The following is a 15,363-nucleotide window of genomic DNA, read 5'->3' on the forward strand; positions in this document are numbered from 1 at the left end:
GCAAACAACAGCGCAAACAACAGCACAGACAACAGCACAGACAACAGCACAGACAACAGCAGCCCCGCGGCGATCACATGGTGGTCGTCGCGGGGCTGCGCGAGTTCAATTAGGACTGGGGGTCGGCATTGGGGTCGATCACCTGGTAGGTCGCGTCTTCGGCCTCGTCGTACACGGTGGCCGGTCCGGTCGGCCCCGAGGTGATGACCAACGAGTAGCCGTAGTGATCGAGGAAGGTCAGCTTCTCGGTGGTGATACCGGTGACCTGGCCGGGTAGGGCGCGACCGTCGATTTTGATCGTCAGGTCGGGGTCGACGGCCAGCTGGTGGGTCTTGTTGGTCTGCTCGTCAAGAAAGGCGAACTTGCCCGTGTACTGGTGGGCGAGTTGCAAAACCGGGTTTGCCGGCTGCGTTTTGGGGCCACCCTTGCCCACCAGGCGCAGCAAGCCGATCAATAGATGTGGTTGGTGAAATGCCATCCCGAACGCCTCCTCCAAGTTATAGGTCCATCATAACACGCGCATGCCAGAACCGGTCATCAGTTGCACTGCAATTTCATTGCAGGCCTGTTACAATGAAGTAAAACCACGCAGGAGGCAATTATGAAGCTAGGAGTTATCGGCACCAATTGGATTTCGGCCCAGTTCGTCGCCGCGGCGCAGGCCACCGGGGCCTACACGCTGGCGGCCGTGTACTCGCGACACCTCGCCACCGCCACGGCGTTCATCGACAAGACGGCGCCGGCCACGGCCTTCACCGACCTCGCCGCGTTTTTGGCCAGCGACCTGGACGTCGTGTACATCGCCAGCCCCAACAGCCTGCACCCGACGCAGACGCTTCAGGCGGTGGCGGCCGGCAAGCACGTGATCGTCGAAAAGCCGATGGTCACAAGCGTCGGCGAGTTGGCGGCGATTCAAGCGGCCCAGGCGGCGCATCCCGGCGTCTTCGTGTTCGAGGCGGCACGGCACGTCTACGACCCCAACTTCGCGGTGATTCAAGACTTCGTGGCCAGCCACCCGATCAGCGGCGCCAGCCTGAGCTACGCCAAGTACAGCTCGCGCTACGACGCTTACCTGGCCGGGGAGAACCCCAACATTTTTGCCCCGGCCTTTGCCGGTGGGGCGCTGATGGACCTGGGCGTCTACTTGGTCTACGCCGCCGTCGCGTGGTTCGGTGAGCCCAAGGCGGCCCAGTACCTGCCGCGCAAGCTGGCCAACGGCATCGACGGCGCCGGCATCGCGCGGCTGGCCTACCCGGACTTTGACGTGACGCTGGTCACCGGCAAAACCTACAACAGCACCGCGCCTAGCGAGATTTATTCCGGCAAGCAGACGCTGGTCTTCGACTCGCCGGGCGAGCTGAACCGCGTCGCGCTGCAAACCGGCAGCACCAGCCAGGACCTGACGGTGGCCAAGGCCCAAAACCCGATGCAAGACGAGGCCCGCGCCTTCGCTGAGATCATCGAACAAGGCGACACGAATCGGGCCCGCTCGGCGATGGCGCTTGCGACCAAGGTTCACCGCGTGATGGCGCAGCTGCGCCAAAGCGGCGACATTCACTTCACGAACGACCCAGAATAGAGGCAAATTATGACGATTGCAACCCCGTTTCAGACCCTGTGGCAGCAGGCCGGCTTCAAAGAAGAAACGCCGATTCAGCAGGCGGTGGCCCAACCCCTGCGTGAGGACGAATCCATTGTCGGCCTGGCGCCGACCGGCTCGGGCAAGACCCTGGCGTTCGGCCTGCCGCTGCTTGAAAAAGCGATGCCGCAAGCCGGCGTTCAGATTGTGATTCTGGCCCCGTCCCAGGAGCTGGCCGTGCAGACGCGCGACGTGCTGCGGCCCTACGCCGCGGCGGTCGACCTGTCGATTGTGGCGGTCACCGGCTCCGCCAACGTCAAGCGTCAGCTGGAGCAGCTGAAAAAAAAGCCCGAGGTGATCGTGGCGACGGCCGGGCGGCTGCTTGAGCTGGTGGCGGCCGGCAAGGTGCGGCTGCACACGCTGTCGACGCTGGTGGTCGACGAGGCCGACGAGCTGCTGCGCGACCCCGGGCTGGGGCAGGTACGAGACCTCGCGATGGAGGCCCCAAGTGACGTGCAGCTGGCCTTTTTCTCCGCCACGCCGAGCCCGATGTTTGAAGACCTCGCCAAGTGGTTCGGTCAAGACGTGCGGGTGATCGACGTTCGCGCCATCGACCACACCCAAGGCGTGGTGCGGCACCTGTTCGTGCAGACGGACAACGCGCATCGCGAGACCTGGCTGCGCCACCTCGCGCATCTGGACAAGTTCCAGGCGCTGGTGTTTTTCAACCAAAACGCGGTGATGGAAAAAGTCGCCCGGACCTTGTCGCACCAGCAGATTAAGTTTGCCGTGCTGTCCAAAACGGACCGGGCGGCCAACCGCGCCAAGGCGCTGACCGATTTTCGCAAGGGCCGCCTGACGCTGCTGTTGGTCACCGACATGGCCGGGCGCGGCCTGGACATCCCGAAGCTCCCGGCGGTGATCAACTACCAGACGCCGACGCGCAAGGAGGCCTACATCCACCGCGCCGGCCGCACCGGTCGCATGGGCGAGCCCGGCACCGTGGTCACCATCGGCGATGACCACGACAAGCGCAACCTGCGCCACCTGGTGCCGCAGTACGACATTCGCCGCGCCTTTTTGGTCGACGGCAAGCTCAGCTTAACGCCTCCACCGCGCGACAGTGCGGCAGGGGCGTCCGGTGCCGCCACCAGTGCCGCGGCCGGTCCCGCCGCCGCGCCGGCTCGGCCCGTTCGGCCCGTGGCCAAGGCGCAGTCGGCTGCCAGCAAGCGGGAGGAGGCGGCCCCGGTTCGCAAGCCGCACAAGAAGGCGCGAGCCCGTGACCAAAAGAACAAGGGCAAGCGCAAGCCGCGCTGACTTGTTCCCACCAATTCAAACGGGTACACTAGAATAAAGCGGTCTCATCAGAGGCCGGTGGTGGCAGCACCACAGAGGGAGGTTACGCATGGAATTGCAACGCACGGTCAACGCACCGGCCAGCTACATTTACCAAACCATCATCGATTCGGTGCTTTACGACATCAAGCAGTCAACCGGTAACAGCCTGGCGCCTGGCGCCTTGAACGGCTACGAGTATCAGAAAAAAATGGGCAAGAACGGCCGCGGTCGCGTCAAGATCACCAAGGCCGACAAGAATCGCGCCTACGCCTTCGAGACCAGAATCGGCCGCGGCACCTACTACGTCGAGTACGACCTGCAGGAAACGCAGGACAACGAGACCAAGGTGACCTACCACGAAAACACGCTTTACGCGGATAAAATGCGCGAGTGGAACCAGATGCTGGTGATGATCTTCTTGGGCCACCGCCGCAAGCGTCGCATCCAGTACATGCTGGACACGATGGCCCAGCAGTACCAGGCCGGCGCGTAACTTTCTGAAAAAAAACTTTCGCGCCACGCCAATCGGTGGTATATTTAAGTTGCACGGCAACCGGCATATTGCGGTGCATCGGATATGGTGTCTTTGCATGTCTAGCGTTTGACGCCATAGGAGCGGTCCGGACTTACGGTAACGTTGAGTCCGGGCTGTTTTTTTGTCGCGCATTGCGGGTGGTGATTGACCCGCCGACCGCGGCCGGGCCACGAAGCGGTGGGGCAGCGCCGGCCGTTTTGGCGATTGCGTTGACCCGCCAAAACATTTATAATGGTTGGGTTCGCGATAGTAGCTCACCTGGATAGAGCAATGGTTTCCTAAACCATAGGTAGAGGGTTCGAGTCCCCCCTGTCGCATCTGAAACGGATCACACCAATGCCCGGTGTGATCCGCTTTTTGAGTTAAGGTTATGTTTCACCTCAGATGCGCCGAATAAGGTGACAATCGTCAAACCCTGGCCTTACACTGGCGGTGTAGGCCGAGCGGGTGACTTGCAGGGCTGGGGCGGTGACGCTTGGCGGCCGCGGTGGCTCCATTCTGGCGGTCACCCATGGCCCAGCGAAAGGAGCAGACGCATGTTAATGAATCTGATGACGACGGCCGGCGCCACGCTGGTGCTGTGGTGCGGCTTGGCTGCCGTGCTCACCGGCCTCAACCACGCGACGCTGCAGCGGCTGGTGAACCTGGCGCAGCGCGACAGCGCCCATGTCTGGTGGGCCAAGCCGGGGCTGTGGTGGCACGAAACCACCCATGCGCTGGTCGGGGCGTTGTTTGGGCTTCACATCGCGGAATTCTCGCTGCGAGCCCGGGGCGAGACGGCCGGGCACGTGACCTTCCGGCTGCGGCCGCGGTCGTGGTGGCAGCACCTCGGGCTGTTTCTGGCGGCGGGGGCCCCGGTGTGGACCAGCTCATGTGCAATTTTGCTGGTCGGCAAGGCGGTGTGGTGGCCGCACGTCGCCTGGAACGCAGTCAGCCAATCGACGCTCGCCCCGAACTGGCTCGGTGTCGGCGCCTGGGTCCTGATGAGCCTGGTGCTGAGCCTGGGGGCGGTGCTGTCCGTGGCGGATCTGCGCCAGCTGCTGCGCGGAACGCCGGCCGCAGTGGCGCTGCTGCTGGTGGTGTTTGCGGCGCTGGCCTGGTGCTGGCCGGCGGGGCTCGTGGTCTGGAAGCGGCTCAACGGGCTGCTGGTGGTGGCCGGCGGCGTGGTGGTCGCGCTCAGCACCGGGTTGAGCCTGCTGACCGCGGGGTTTTCGCGACGCTGACTGGGGTCTGCGCGTGAGGTGTCTCGCGGCGCGTTTCTGGTGGTGGCGCCGCCGGTTGCCCGAGGCGTCTGCCTTGCCTTGCAGCGCGTCAATCGGTTAGGCTTAAGTTAAGGCGGCGAACCGACCTCACTCAGGCAAGTGTCAGGCAGTTCGCCGGTGGCTAGCCGCGCGTCTTGCGAAGCGGCCGCTCACCGCGCCTGCCGCACCCCGGTCGACCAAAGGACCGCTGCGTGGCGGCACAGCCCAAATGACCCCCTGCATCGCGCAAAGGATGCAGGGGGTCGCTGTGTGTGACGGACTGTCACAATCGGCCTTTGGTCTGATTGCAGGGGGGCCGGGTTGTGCGACAATGCGTTAGTTGTCTGTCGCGTCGTCCGGTGGCGGTAGCTGCACCAGGCCGACCTTGGCCAAAAGCGCGATGGTCGCCTCCAGGTGATCGGCTAAGGCCGTGTGCTCGGCTGGTGACAGCCCGGCCAGCCGCTCGGCCAGCTTGGCCTGAACCAGGGTCATTTGGCTTTCGGCCAGCGCCTTGCCGGCCGCGGTTCGCATCACATTAACCTTGCGCCGGTTGGTCTGGTTGTGCTCGCGCCGCACCAGGTCGTGGGCTTCGAGCTGGCCGACGGTGCGAGACAGCTGCGGGGCCGAGATCCCCAGCTCGTGGGCCAGCTCCGACATGGTGATGCCGGGCCGGCTGTACACGGTGATGACGGTGATCAGCTCGAGCTCGCTGAGGCCCAGCGGGGTCTGCGAGAGGCTTTGAATCACGGCCTGGGCCAGGGTGGTGAACAGGTTGGCGAACAGCGCGGTGTCCGAGAATCGGTGATCGGGTTTCAATGCGTCAGCTCCTTTAACTCCCAACAGTGTAGCATGGCCGCTAATAATTATCAATCATCAACAGTTGACTTTTGTTAACTGTACAAGTAACATGAACGCATACCCACCCAGATTCGCGAAGAAAGAAGTGTAGACCGTGCTCGAACTCAAACACATCAAGAAGTACTACCACGTCGGCGACACCCTGACCAAGGCGCAAGACGACGTGTCCGTGGCCTTTCGTCAGCAGGAGTTCGTGGCCATCCTGGGTCCCAGTGGCTCCGGCAAAACCACGATGCTCAACATTATCGGCGGCCTGGACCGCTACGACTCAGGCGACCTGCTGATCAAGGGCAAGTCGACCAAGGACTTCAAGGACGCCGATTGGGACGCTTACCGCAACAACTCGGTCGGCTTCATTTTCCAGTCCTACAACCTGATTTCCCACCTGTCGATCATGGAAAACGTCGAGATGGGGATGACCCTGTCCGGCGTTCCCGCGGCGGAGAAGAAGCGCCGGGCCGAGGATGCGCTGATTCGCGTCGGACTCAAGGCTCACATGCACAAAAACCCCCAGCAGCTGTCCGGCGGCCAGATGCAGCGGGTGGCGATCGCCCGGGCGATTGCCAACGACCCCGAGATTTTGCTGGCCGACGAGCCGACCGGGGCGCTTGACTCCGAGACCTCCGAGGAGATCATGAAGCTGATCAAGGACCTGTCGCGCGAGCGGTTGGTCATCATGGTCACCCACAACCCGGAGCTGGCCCACAAGTACGCCGACCGGGTGATCGAGTTCGCGGATGGCAAAATCGAGCACGACTCCAACCCGCACGTCGAGCACGAAAAAACCGACCAGTTCAAGCTCAACCACACCAAGATGAGCTACTTCACGGCGCTGCGCCTGTCCTTCAACAACATTCGCACCAAGAAGGGCCGCACGTTTTTGACCGTGTTCGCCTCAAGCATCGGTATCATCGGCATCGCGGTGGTCTTGGCCCTGTCCAACGGCTTCCAAAAGCAGATCAACAAGACCCAAAGCGAGGCGATGGCCTCGATGCCGGTGACGATTTCGCAAACCGGCACCGACACCTCCGCGATGATGACCGGCACCAAGACCAAGACCTTCGCCAAGACCAAAACCGTCACGGCGGCCAAGTCGGATGCCGAAAAGGCGCAGCACGTCAACAAGCTGACCGCCAGCTATCTGAACTACATCAACAAGCTGCCCAAGGCCGACGCCAAAAACATCGCGGTCACTTACGGCACCGGCATGAACCTGCTGCGCCAGGTCAACGGCAAGTACCAAAGCGTGACCTTCTCCACCACCAACCCGGACAGCAAAACCATCAACGCCCAGGCGATGATGGCGGCCTCGACCGGCATCGGCGGCACCGTCTACCCGATCGACCGCAACGGCGGCCAAAGCTTCCTGAAGACCTACTACAAGGTGATCGCCGGCAAGTACCCGACCAAGGCGACGGACATCGTGCTGGTGATCAACAAGGACAACACGGTGGACATCAACGCACTGAAGAACCTGGGCTTTGACGTCAGCGAGAACCAAAAACTGAATTTCAACGCCCTTGTCGGCACCAAAATCAAGCTGGTGGCCAACGACGACTACTACCAAAAGCTCCCGACCGGCACCTACATGCCGACGCAAGACCTTTCCAAGGCGGCCGGGGCCAGCGGCACCAAGACGTTGACCGTCAGCGGCATCATCCGGGTGAAGTCGAAGAACTCCGACGGTCTCTTGGCCAGCGGCATCGCCTACAGCGCGGCCTTGACCAAGCAGGTTTTGGCCACCAACGCCGACTCGGCCATCGTGACGGCGCAAAAGGCCGCTTCGACCAACGTGATCACGGGCCAAAGCATGGACGCCGCGACCAAAACGGCGCTGGTGACCACGCTCGGCGGCAGTGACACGCCGACCTCGATTCAGATTTACCCGACGACCTTCAAGCTCAAGGACAAGGTTTTGACCTACCTGGACAAGTACAACAAGGGTAAGGCCAAGGCCGACCGCGTGATCTACACCGACCTCGCCGGCACAGTGTCCGACATGACCGGTGGCCTGATGGATGCGATCACCTACGTGCTGGTGGCCTTTGCCGGCATCAGCCTGGTGACCTCGATGATCATGATCGCCATCATCACCTACACCAGTGTCTTGGAGCGAACCAAGGAAATCGGGGTGCTCAAGGCGCTGGGGGCCCGCAAGAAGGACATCACCCGGGTGTTCGACGCCGAGACCCTGATTCTGGGCTTTGGGGCCGGGGTGTTCGGGATCTTCGTCGCCTGGGCGTTGACCTTCCCGATTAACGCGGTGCTGTTGAGCGTCACCAGCCTTTCGGGCGTGGCGGTGCTCAATCCGGTTCACGCGATTGTGCTGGTCTTGATCAGCACGGTGTTGACCATTCTCGGCGGCCATGTGCCGGCCCGGATGGCGGCCAAAAAGGACGCGGCAATCGCGCTGCGAGCCGAATAACGCGCCAACTGGCGCCGCAACCTTCTGTCTGACAGGAGGCGGCGGCGCTTTTGCGTGGTCGGGCTGGGCAAAGGCGGTCGCTTGTCTGGTTGTTCGAAGATTGTGATTGAAAAACCCGCCGCTGACTGATACCGTACAGGTAGACCTGTCACCGTTTTGCTCACGCGCGTTTGGGGGAACTCGCATGCCAACCATGACGTTTTTTAAGCAACCGATTTTTGCCTGGGCAGGAGACCGGCCCCGGCTCGCCGGCTACGAGCTTTTGGCCCGCACGCGCTACGGCGGGGCGTGGGAGCTGCCGCTCAACGTCGAGGCGATGTCACCGGACCAGCTGGTGGCCTTGACGCAGGCGGCGATCCGAACGCTTGGGGCGACCACGCCCAGCCTGAGTCTCAACCTGCACCCGCGCCAGTTCGTTCGCCCAGCGTTCACCGCGGCGGTGGCGGCGCTGAACGCCGGCTGCAGGCCGCAGCTTCAAGTCGAGCTGACGTCCAAGCGCGACGCGTTAGTGCCCAATCGCGAGCTGATCGGCGCGGCGCAGCGCTTCGCCGCAAGCGGCGTGGCCGTGGTGGTCGACGATGTCGGGGCCGGGCAGAATCTGCCCGGGCTGGTGGAGGGGTTGACGCCTTTCGCCAGCGCCTACAAGGTTGCGCTGCAGGACCTGCAACCGGTGCTTGCACCGGCCGACGTGCTGGATCGCCTGACGTTTTGGGCCCAACGCGCGGCGACGGCGGGGGTGACGCTTGTGATCGAGGGCGTCGAGTCTGCCGGCGACCTCGCGGCAATGCGTGCGGCGTGGCCAAAGGCACAGCTTCAGGGCCACTACCTGGGCGAGCCGACGCCGGCGGTGCCGCGGGTGGTGCGAACGCGGCGGTGAGTGTCCTCACGCCCTCGATGCTGGTCCCGCGCGTCGGCGTTGACCGCCAGCAGCTGGCGTGGTAGATTATAGGTAATCGATAGACTTGCTCAACTGCCATCGGCAGCACGACCCGTTCGCATACCAGATGCGTGCGGGTCATTTTGGTTTCGGGAGGGAACACGATGCTCAGGTATTTCGGTCAACCCAAGTACAAGAATTCGGCGCCGTTGGTCAAAATCGGCTACGAGCTGCTGTTGCGGGAGTTCACGCGCGGCCGCTGGCAGCTGCCGGCGGATTTCAACAGCTACCCGCCCGACGACATCGCCCGGTTGCTCGCGCAGACGCTGGCGGCGATGCCGGTCACGCTGGACCTGGTGTCGTTCAACCTCAGCCAGACCCAGTTCGTTGATGACGCCTTCATTCAGGCGCTGCGGCGGGTTCAGGCCTTCCGGCACATGAACCTGTTCGTCGAGCTGACCGAGGCGCAGGAGGGCATCACGCTGGCGGCGCTGCAGACGGCGGCGGATGCCTACGTCGCCGCCGGCATTCGGGTGGTGCTCGACGATGTCGGCACCGGCGCCAATCAAGACGTGCTGGTCTCCGCCTTGATGCCTTACACCAGCGAGTACAAGTTCGCCTTGCAGAACTTCCCGGGCCAAAAAACGGCGCCGGCCACCCAGGCCCTGCTTGCGACCTGGCGGCAACGCGCGACCAAGGATGGCAAGCTGTTTGCCATCGAGGGACTGGAGGACGACAGCGATCTGACGCTAATCGAGGCCTACCACCCCGATGTGCTGCAGGGCTACCATTACGGGCGGCCAGAGCTGATGGTGATCGGTTGACCAATCGGTTTTTTGAAAAAAAGTTGGCAAAGGGTTGCATAAGGACGGCCTGGATGGTATTCTAGTTCCTGTATTCAAGACGAAAAACTGCTCACCTTTCCGCAAGCCCTGTTGGCAGGAAAGGACGACCCGTACGCAAGGGAACTTCCCCGTTGCGGCGGGTTTTTTTGCTCTTGAAACGGTTGCGCCGGCTCTCCCCCAAATTGCCGGTGCCACTCACTGACATTAATCTCGGCTCCCCAAGCCGACAAGGTCAACTGTGCAGCCCGCAAGGGAGTTGACCGTTATCCTGACATCTGGCCATCTTTTTGATGGCCTTTTTGCGTGTTGTGCTTGTATCGCCTGCGCAAGTCGCGTACGCTAATGGTAACTTCCGCGGCACTGCCGCGGTGAGCTTGGGGGAGCGTTCATGCAGACGATTTGGGGAGAAGTTTGGTCGCTTGGTGCCGCGGCCGGGGTCACGCTGTTTTTTGCCACCGGCTTTGTCGCCAGCTACACGGCCTACTGGCAGCACCTGCTGGCCGAAAGCCAGCCGCTTCGGCGGTGGGGGGTGGCGCTTGCCGCCATCGCCTTGGCCGCGGCCTTGTACCTGGTCAGCACGGTCAGCGTTGACCGCGCCTTGATGTTTCACAACATGGCCTTGTTCATCTTGGTCTTCATCACGCTGGACGAAGGGACCTCTAGCGCCGAATTTGGGCTTCGCGCCGCCGCCTTGCTGGCGATGCTGGCCTACCACCACGCCAGTAACCTTCAGGGGCCGGCTTTTTGGCTTGCCGCCGGGCTGATCGTCTTGTGGCTGGCCGTGGTGCGGCGGTTGGGCCACGCGATTCGCTACCACGTGGCGCGGCACATCCTGGCGTTTTCCGTGGTGGGGCTTGTGTACTGGCCGTTTTTGCTGCTGCCGGCGCGGCGGGTCACCGAGCTTGGGGTCGGGCTTGGGCTGTATTCCCTGACGGTGGTGGCGACCGGCGTGGCACTGCGTCGCAACCGCCTGTTTCGTCGCATCAGCGCGGAAAACGCCAGGCAGGCGACCTACGATGCGCTGACCAACGCCAAGAACTACGCGACCTTTCAGCGCGACTTGGTAGCGGCGTTCGACCACGCCCAGGCCACGGGGCAGCCGCTGGCGATGATGGCCATTGATCTTGACCACTTCAAGCAGCTCAACGATCACTACGGCCACCTGGCCGGCAATGCGCTTTTGGCCGGGGTGGCCGAAGCGCTGCGCGGCGTCTTGGGCGACTTCACGCTGTACCGCACCGGCGGCGAGGAGTTCAACGTGCTGCTGCCTGGCGCCGCCGCACCGGTCGCCGCGACGCTTGCGACCACCTGCTGGGCCACCGTGCGAGGCCGCGCGTTTCGGGTCGAGGCCGCCGATGTGCGGCTGAGTCTGTCCATCGGCGTCGCCAGCCTGCAGGCGGCGGACCAAAGCGTCGATGCGCTGTTCGCCAGGGCCGACGACTCGCTGTACCAAAGCAAGCACGCCGGCCGCGACACGGTGACCGTGGATGGGCAAACCGAGCGGCGGGCGAAGCGGCCACCGATTGAGACCTACACGTTCTACACGCAAGGGGTGGTGGACGTCACCGCCGAAGCGCGTCGGGTGGCCAGTGTGATTGAGGTGGGGCGTTACGCCTATGACGTCGAGCGCTGGCTGCCGCTGCCCGAGCCCGTGCCGCTGGCCAACCAGCTCGCCTTTGCGGCCACCTGCGCGAGTGCGACCCCGGTGGTGGTGACCGTCAGCGCCGCCAGCAATCTGGCGGCACCGGCCGTGTTGGCCGCCCTGGAGGCCCATGTCGCGGCGCATCCAACGCTGCCGCGGCCCGAGCTGCGCCTAACTGCGTTGCCCGAGGCCAGGGCTTGGGCCGCGCTTCAGGCCGCCGGTTTTCGGGTGGGGGCGGTGTGCGAGCCGGCCGCGGTGCCGGCGGCGCTTCACCTAGGGCTGGCCGCGCTGTGGGTCGATGACGCGGGGTTTGCCGCCGCCTTTGGGCCCAGCGAGCGCCACCGCCTGATTGCAAGCGCTCGGGCCAAGGGGTGCGAGCTGGTGGCCACCGGTATTGAGACTGCGGCGGCCGCCGCGGCCTTTGGCACGGCGCGTGGCGGCCGCCTCGCCAGCGGGTACTACTTCGATCGCCCGGCGTTGCCGCGCTTCAGCTGAGCGGCGGAATAGGATCACACATGACCACATCATGGTTGTTACTAACGTTTGTTTTGACGCTGATCACCAACATCACCGTGTTTTACGGCGTTTTGGCGCTCTTGTACTGGCTGGGCGACGTGCTGCATGGTTTCGGCCGTGGCCCGCGGGCGACGAGTCAGCTGCTGCTGGCGGTGGCCTACCTGGCCTACCTATTTGCGATGTCGGTGGTCAACACGCACTACGACTCTGCGCCGTTTGGGCTGCACTGGACCTACCTGAACCTGCTGGTGGTGGCGGCGTTCATCTTTAACCTCTTGATGAACCGGCGCGTTGTCGCCGGCTTCACCTCCCTCATGCTGATCGGCTACTTCGGCGGCATCGCCACGCGCTTCACGCCGGTGACGGTCGGCGGCATCGCCTTGGCCGTTGCCATCATGTGGGGGCTGACCCGCTTTGGCCGCAGCTGGTGGCACCGCCGCGGCCTGGTGTACCCGCTGATGGTGGGGTTTGGCGCCACGGCGATGGTCGTGGCTTGGCAGATGGTACCCACGGCCACGGATGTGTGGTTTTGGGTGCGGCAGCTGCTGGCGCTTGCGCTTGAGTTCACCTTCGTCTACGAGTACGCACGCATGGTGGTCGCAAGGCGGCAGGCGATGGACCACTACCAGCGCGAGGCCACCCGCGACCAGCTGACCGGCGTGCGGAACTTTGGCACGTTCAATCAAGACCTCGCCGCCTTGTACGGACGCTACCAGGCGACCGGTGCCAAATTCGCCGTGTACGAGCTGGACCTTGACCGCTTCAAGGCCATCAACGACACCTACGGCCACCTGGTCGGCAACACCGTGCTCAAGCGCGTGGCCGCGGAGATTTTGCAGGTGGCGGCCGGGCTTGAGTATTCAAGCGCGGTTTACCGCATGGGCGGCGAGGAGTTTTGCTTGGTGCTGCGGGACGTGACCGAGGACCGCGCTCGCGCGGCGGCCATCGCCCGGGACCTCAAGGCGCGAATCGGGGCCCTGCGCTTCACCGCAGCCGGCGACGACTTTGGCCTCACCGTCTCCATCGGCCAAGAGCGCATCACGGCGGAGGATCGCAACTACCTGGATATTTACAACCGCGTCGATCAGTTCCTGTACGAGGCCAAACGCGCCGGCCGCAACGCGATCAACCTGCGCGGCACCCCGCTGCCAGACACAGACGCCGATGACTGACGCGGCCGCAACGCCAAAAACCCCGCTCGCAGCGTCGCGAGCGGGGTTTTTGCAGGGTCAGATGGAGCAGCTTTCACACGCGTTGGCGCCGATTTCGTCGGCGTCATCCGTGAACGTGCGGATGTAGTAGATCGACTTGATGCCCTTGGCGTGAGCGTAGTTGCGCAGGATGTTCAGGTCACGCGTGGTCATCTTATCGGTGCGGCCGGCCTTCCACGGGTAAATGCCGGCGGGGATGGTCGAGCGCATGAACAGGGTCATCGACATGCCCTGGTCGACGTGCTGCTGGGCCGCGGCGTAAACGTCGATCACCTTGCACATGTTGGTGTCGTAGGCGCTTTGGTAGTACGGCAGGGTGTCGTTGGCCAGGCCGCTGGCCGGGTAGTAAATGGTGCCGATGGTCTTCTCCTGGCGGTCCTCGATGCGGTTGACGATCGGGTGGAGGCTGGAGCTGGTGTCGTTGATGTAGGAAATCGAGCCGTTCGGCGCCACCGCCATGCGGTTTTGGTGGTACAGGCCGTCTTTCATCACGGCTTCCTTGAGGGCCTGCCAGTCGGCCTTGGTCGGCAGGTGAATGCCTGCGAATTGTTCGGCCACCTCAGGGAACTTCGGCGCCCAGTCCCGGTTCAGGTACTTGTCAAAGTAGGTGCCATCGGCGTACTTGGAGGCCGCGAAGTTGTCAAACACCTGGCCGCGCTCCTTGGCAATCTTGTTGGAGGCCTTGAGCGTGTAGTAGTTCAGCAGCAGGAAGTACTGGTTGGTGAAGTCCAACGACTCGGGCGAGCCGTAGTGCATGTGGTGCTTGGCGAAGTAGGTGTGCAGGCCCATGGCGCCAAGGCCGATGCTGTGGGCCAAGTCGTTGCCGTTTTGAACGCTTGGGACCACGTCGATTTCGGAGTGGTCGGTGACGAAGGTCAAGGCGCGAACCATCGCGTCGACCGAGCGCTCGAAGTCGGGGCTTTTCATCAAGTTGGGAATGTTGGTCGACCCCAGGTTGCACGAGACGTCGGTACCCATGACGTCGTATTCCTGACGGTTGTTCAACAGGCTTGGCGTCTGCACCTGCATGATCTCGGAGCACAGGTTGCTCATGATGATCTTGCCCTTGATCGGCGAGGCGGCGTTGGCCGTGTCGACGTTGAGGATGTACGGGTAGCCGGATTCCTGCTGCAGCTTGGAGATTTCGGTTTCAAGGTCGCGGGCGCGAATCTTGGTCTTTTTGATCCGCGGGTTGGCGACCAGGTTATCGTACTCCTTGGTGATGTCTAGGTAGGAGAACGGCTGGCCGTACTCGCGCTCGACGGAGTAAGGGGAGAACAGGTACATGTCGCGGTCTTCGCGCACCAGCTCGTAGAACTTGTCCGGAACGATGGTGCCCAGGCTCAGGGTCTTGACCCGGTACTTCTCGTCGGCGTTTTCCTTCTTGGCCCCGAGGAAGGAAATGATGTCCGGGTGGAACACGTTGAGGTAGACGACCCCGGCGCCTTGACGCTGGCCCAGCTGGTTGGAGTAAGAGAAGCTGTCTTCAAGCAGCTTCATCACCGGCAAAACGCCGCTGGCGGCGCCTTCGATGCCCTTGATCGGGGCGCCGGCCTCGCGCAAGTTGGACAAGGTGATGCCGACGCCGCCGCCGATGCGGGACAGCTCAAGCGCGGAGTTGACGGCGCGGCCGATCGCGTTCATGTCGTCGGTAATCTGAAGGAGGAAACAGGACACCAGCTCGCCGCGCCGGGCCCGTCCGGCGTTCAAAAAGGACGGGGTGGCCGGCTGGTAGCGCTGGTGAATCATTTCGTCGGCCAGCGTCTCGGCCAGCTGCTCGTCACCGTCGCCAAAGAACAAGGCGTTGGCGAAGACCCGGTCGGGGAAATTCTCGAGGTACTGCTGGTTGTCGTCGGTTTTCAGCGCGTACTGGGCGTAGAACTTGTAGGCCGCCATGAAGGACTGAAAGGCAAAGCCGGCGTGCTGCAGCTTGTCGTTGAGCTGATCCATGAACGCCTGGCTGTACTTGGCCAAGAAGCCTTGTTCATAGTAGTCGTGCGTCGTCAGGTAATTCAGCCGCGCGGCCAGGCTCGAGAATTGCATGGTGTTGGGTTCGACGTTCTCCTTGAAGAAGGCGGCCAGGGCCTCCTTATCCTTGTTCAGGGGAATCTGCCCGTTGACGGGAATGTTGATCTCGTTGTTTAATTTGAAGTAAGTGACCTGCTCTGGGTCGATGTCTTTGAGTCCCATGTGCGTGCTCCTTTTTCGCCGGGTGGGCGGCGTTTTATAACTTGCCGATAACGGTATAATACTGTATATTGTGGTTGCGGTCAATTGATGACCTACATATTGAAAC

Annotated in this window: 12 protein-coding genes and 1 tRNA gene; 10 read left to right on the forward strand and 3 right to left on the reverse strand. The window is 62.9% G+C overall.

The genetic code is table 11. The features are described from left to right. Window positions 1–109: 109 nt before the first annotated feature. Window positions 110–478, reverse strand: a complete 369-nt coding sequence (locus tag ACYVRZ_RS10825) for a DUF4828 domain-containing protein (protein ID WP_461226801.1) — start codon at window positions 476–478, stop codon at window positions 110–112. 120 nt (window positions 479–598) lie between these two features. On the opposite strand from ACYVRZ_RS10825, the gene ACYVRZ_RS10830 reads away from it, so the two are divergent. From ACYVRZ_RS10830 to ACYVRZ_RS10850, 5 genes are all read left to right on the forward strand, one after another. Further along, complete coding sequence (locus tag ACYVRZ_RS10830) at window positions 599–1,579, forward strand: Gfo/Idh/MocA family protein (RefSeq protein WP_461226849.1); 981 nt, start codon at window positions 599–601, stop codon at window positions 1,577–1,579. A 9-nt stretch (window positions 1,580–1,588) separates the two neighbouring features. After that, entirely contained in the window at window positions 1,589–2,896 is a 1,308-nt protein-coding gene (locus ACYVRZ_RS10835) for a DEAD/DEAH box helicase (RefSeq protein ID WP_461226802.1), read from the forward strand. Between the two features lie 88 nt (window positions 2,897–2,984). Further along, window positions 2,985–3,410, forward strand: a complete 426-nt coding sequence (locus tag ACYVRZ_RS10840; RefSeq protein ID WP_262316148.1) for a DUF3284 domain-containing protein — start codon at window positions 2,985–2,987, stop codon at window positions 3,408–3,410. 285 nt (window positions 3,411–3,695) lie between these two features. Continuing rightward, a tRNA-Arg gene (locus ACYVRZ_RS10845) sits at window positions 3,696–3,769 on the forward strand. Between the two features lie 219 nt (window positions 3,770–3,988). Next, complete coding sequence (locus ACYVRZ_RS10850; protein WP_461226804.1) at window positions 3,989–4,675, forward strand: hypothetical protein; 687 nt, start codon at window positions 3,989–3,991, stop codon at window positions 4,673–4,675. A 354-nt stretch (window positions 4,676–5,029) separates the two neighbouring features. Here the strand turns inward: ACYVRZ_RS10850 and ACYVRZ_RS10855 are convergent, their stop codons facing one another. Next, the gene (locus ACYVRZ_RS10855) at window positions 5,030–5,509 is read right to left on the reverse strand and encodes a MarR family winged helix-turn-helix transcriptional regulator (RefSeq protein WP_461226806.1); all 480 of its coding nucleotides are present in this window, start codon (window positions 5,507–5,509) and stop codon (window positions 5,030–5,032) included. Window positions 5,510–5,645: 136 nt separating this feature from the next. Between ACYVRZ_RS10855 and ACYVRZ_RS10860 the strand changes: the two genes are divergently transcribed. The 5 genes from ACYVRZ_RS10860 (at window position 5,646) to ACYVRZ_RS10880 (ending at window position 13,028) form a co-directional block, all read left to right on the forward strand. Beyond that, a complete protein-coding gene (locus ACYVRZ_RS10860; protein ID WP_461226808.1) occupies window positions 5,646–7,976 on the forward strand; it encodes an ABC transporter ATP-binding protein/permease in 2,331 nt (776 codons plus the stop codon). 184 nt (window positions 7,977–8,160) lie between these two features. After that, window positions 8,161–8,853 carry an EAL domain-containing protein gene (locus ACYVRZ_RS10865; protein WP_461226810.1) on the forward strand — a complete coding sequence of 231 codons (693 nt, stop codon included), beginning with the start codon at window positions 8,161–8,163 and terminating at the stop codon, window positions 8,851–8,853. A 164-nt stretch (window positions 8,854–9,017) separates the two neighbouring features. Then, window positions 9,018–9,677: an EAL domain-containing protein gene (locus ACYVRZ_RS10870; protein ID WP_461226812.1), complete on the forward strand. Its 660-nt coding sequence runs from the start codon at window positions 9,018–9,020 to the stop codon at window positions 9,675–9,677. A gap of 409 nt (window positions 9,678–10,086) precedes the next feature. Next, on the forward strand, window positions 10,087–11,835 hold the full coding sequence (locus tag ACYVRZ_RS10875; protein WP_461226814.1) for a GGDEF domain-containing protein: 1,749 nt from the start codon (window positions 10,087–10,089) through the stop codon (window positions 11,833–11,835). 20 nt (window positions 11,836–11,855) lie between these two features. Next, window positions 11,856–13,028 carry a GGDEF domain-containing protein gene (locus ACYVRZ_RS10880; protein WP_461226816.1) on the forward strand — a complete coding sequence of 391 codons (1,173 nt, stop codon included), beginning with the start codon at window positions 11,856–11,858 and terminating at the stop codon, window positions 13,026–13,028. A gap of 57 nt (window positions 13,029–13,085) precedes the next feature. Here the strand turns inward: ACYVRZ_RS10880 and nrdE are convergent, their stop codons facing one another. Further along, window positions 13,086–15,257 carry a class 1b ribonucleoside-diphosphate reductase subunit alpha gene (nrdE, locus tag ACYVRZ_RS10885; protein ID WP_461226818.1) on the reverse strand — a complete coding sequence of 724 codons (2,172 nt, stop codon included), beginning with the start codon at window positions 15,255–15,257 and terminating at the stop codon, window positions 13,086–13,088. Window positions 15,258–15,363 lie beyond the last annotated feature (106 nt).

It is taken from the genome of Lacticaseibacillus suihuaensis, from assembly GCF_054785075.1.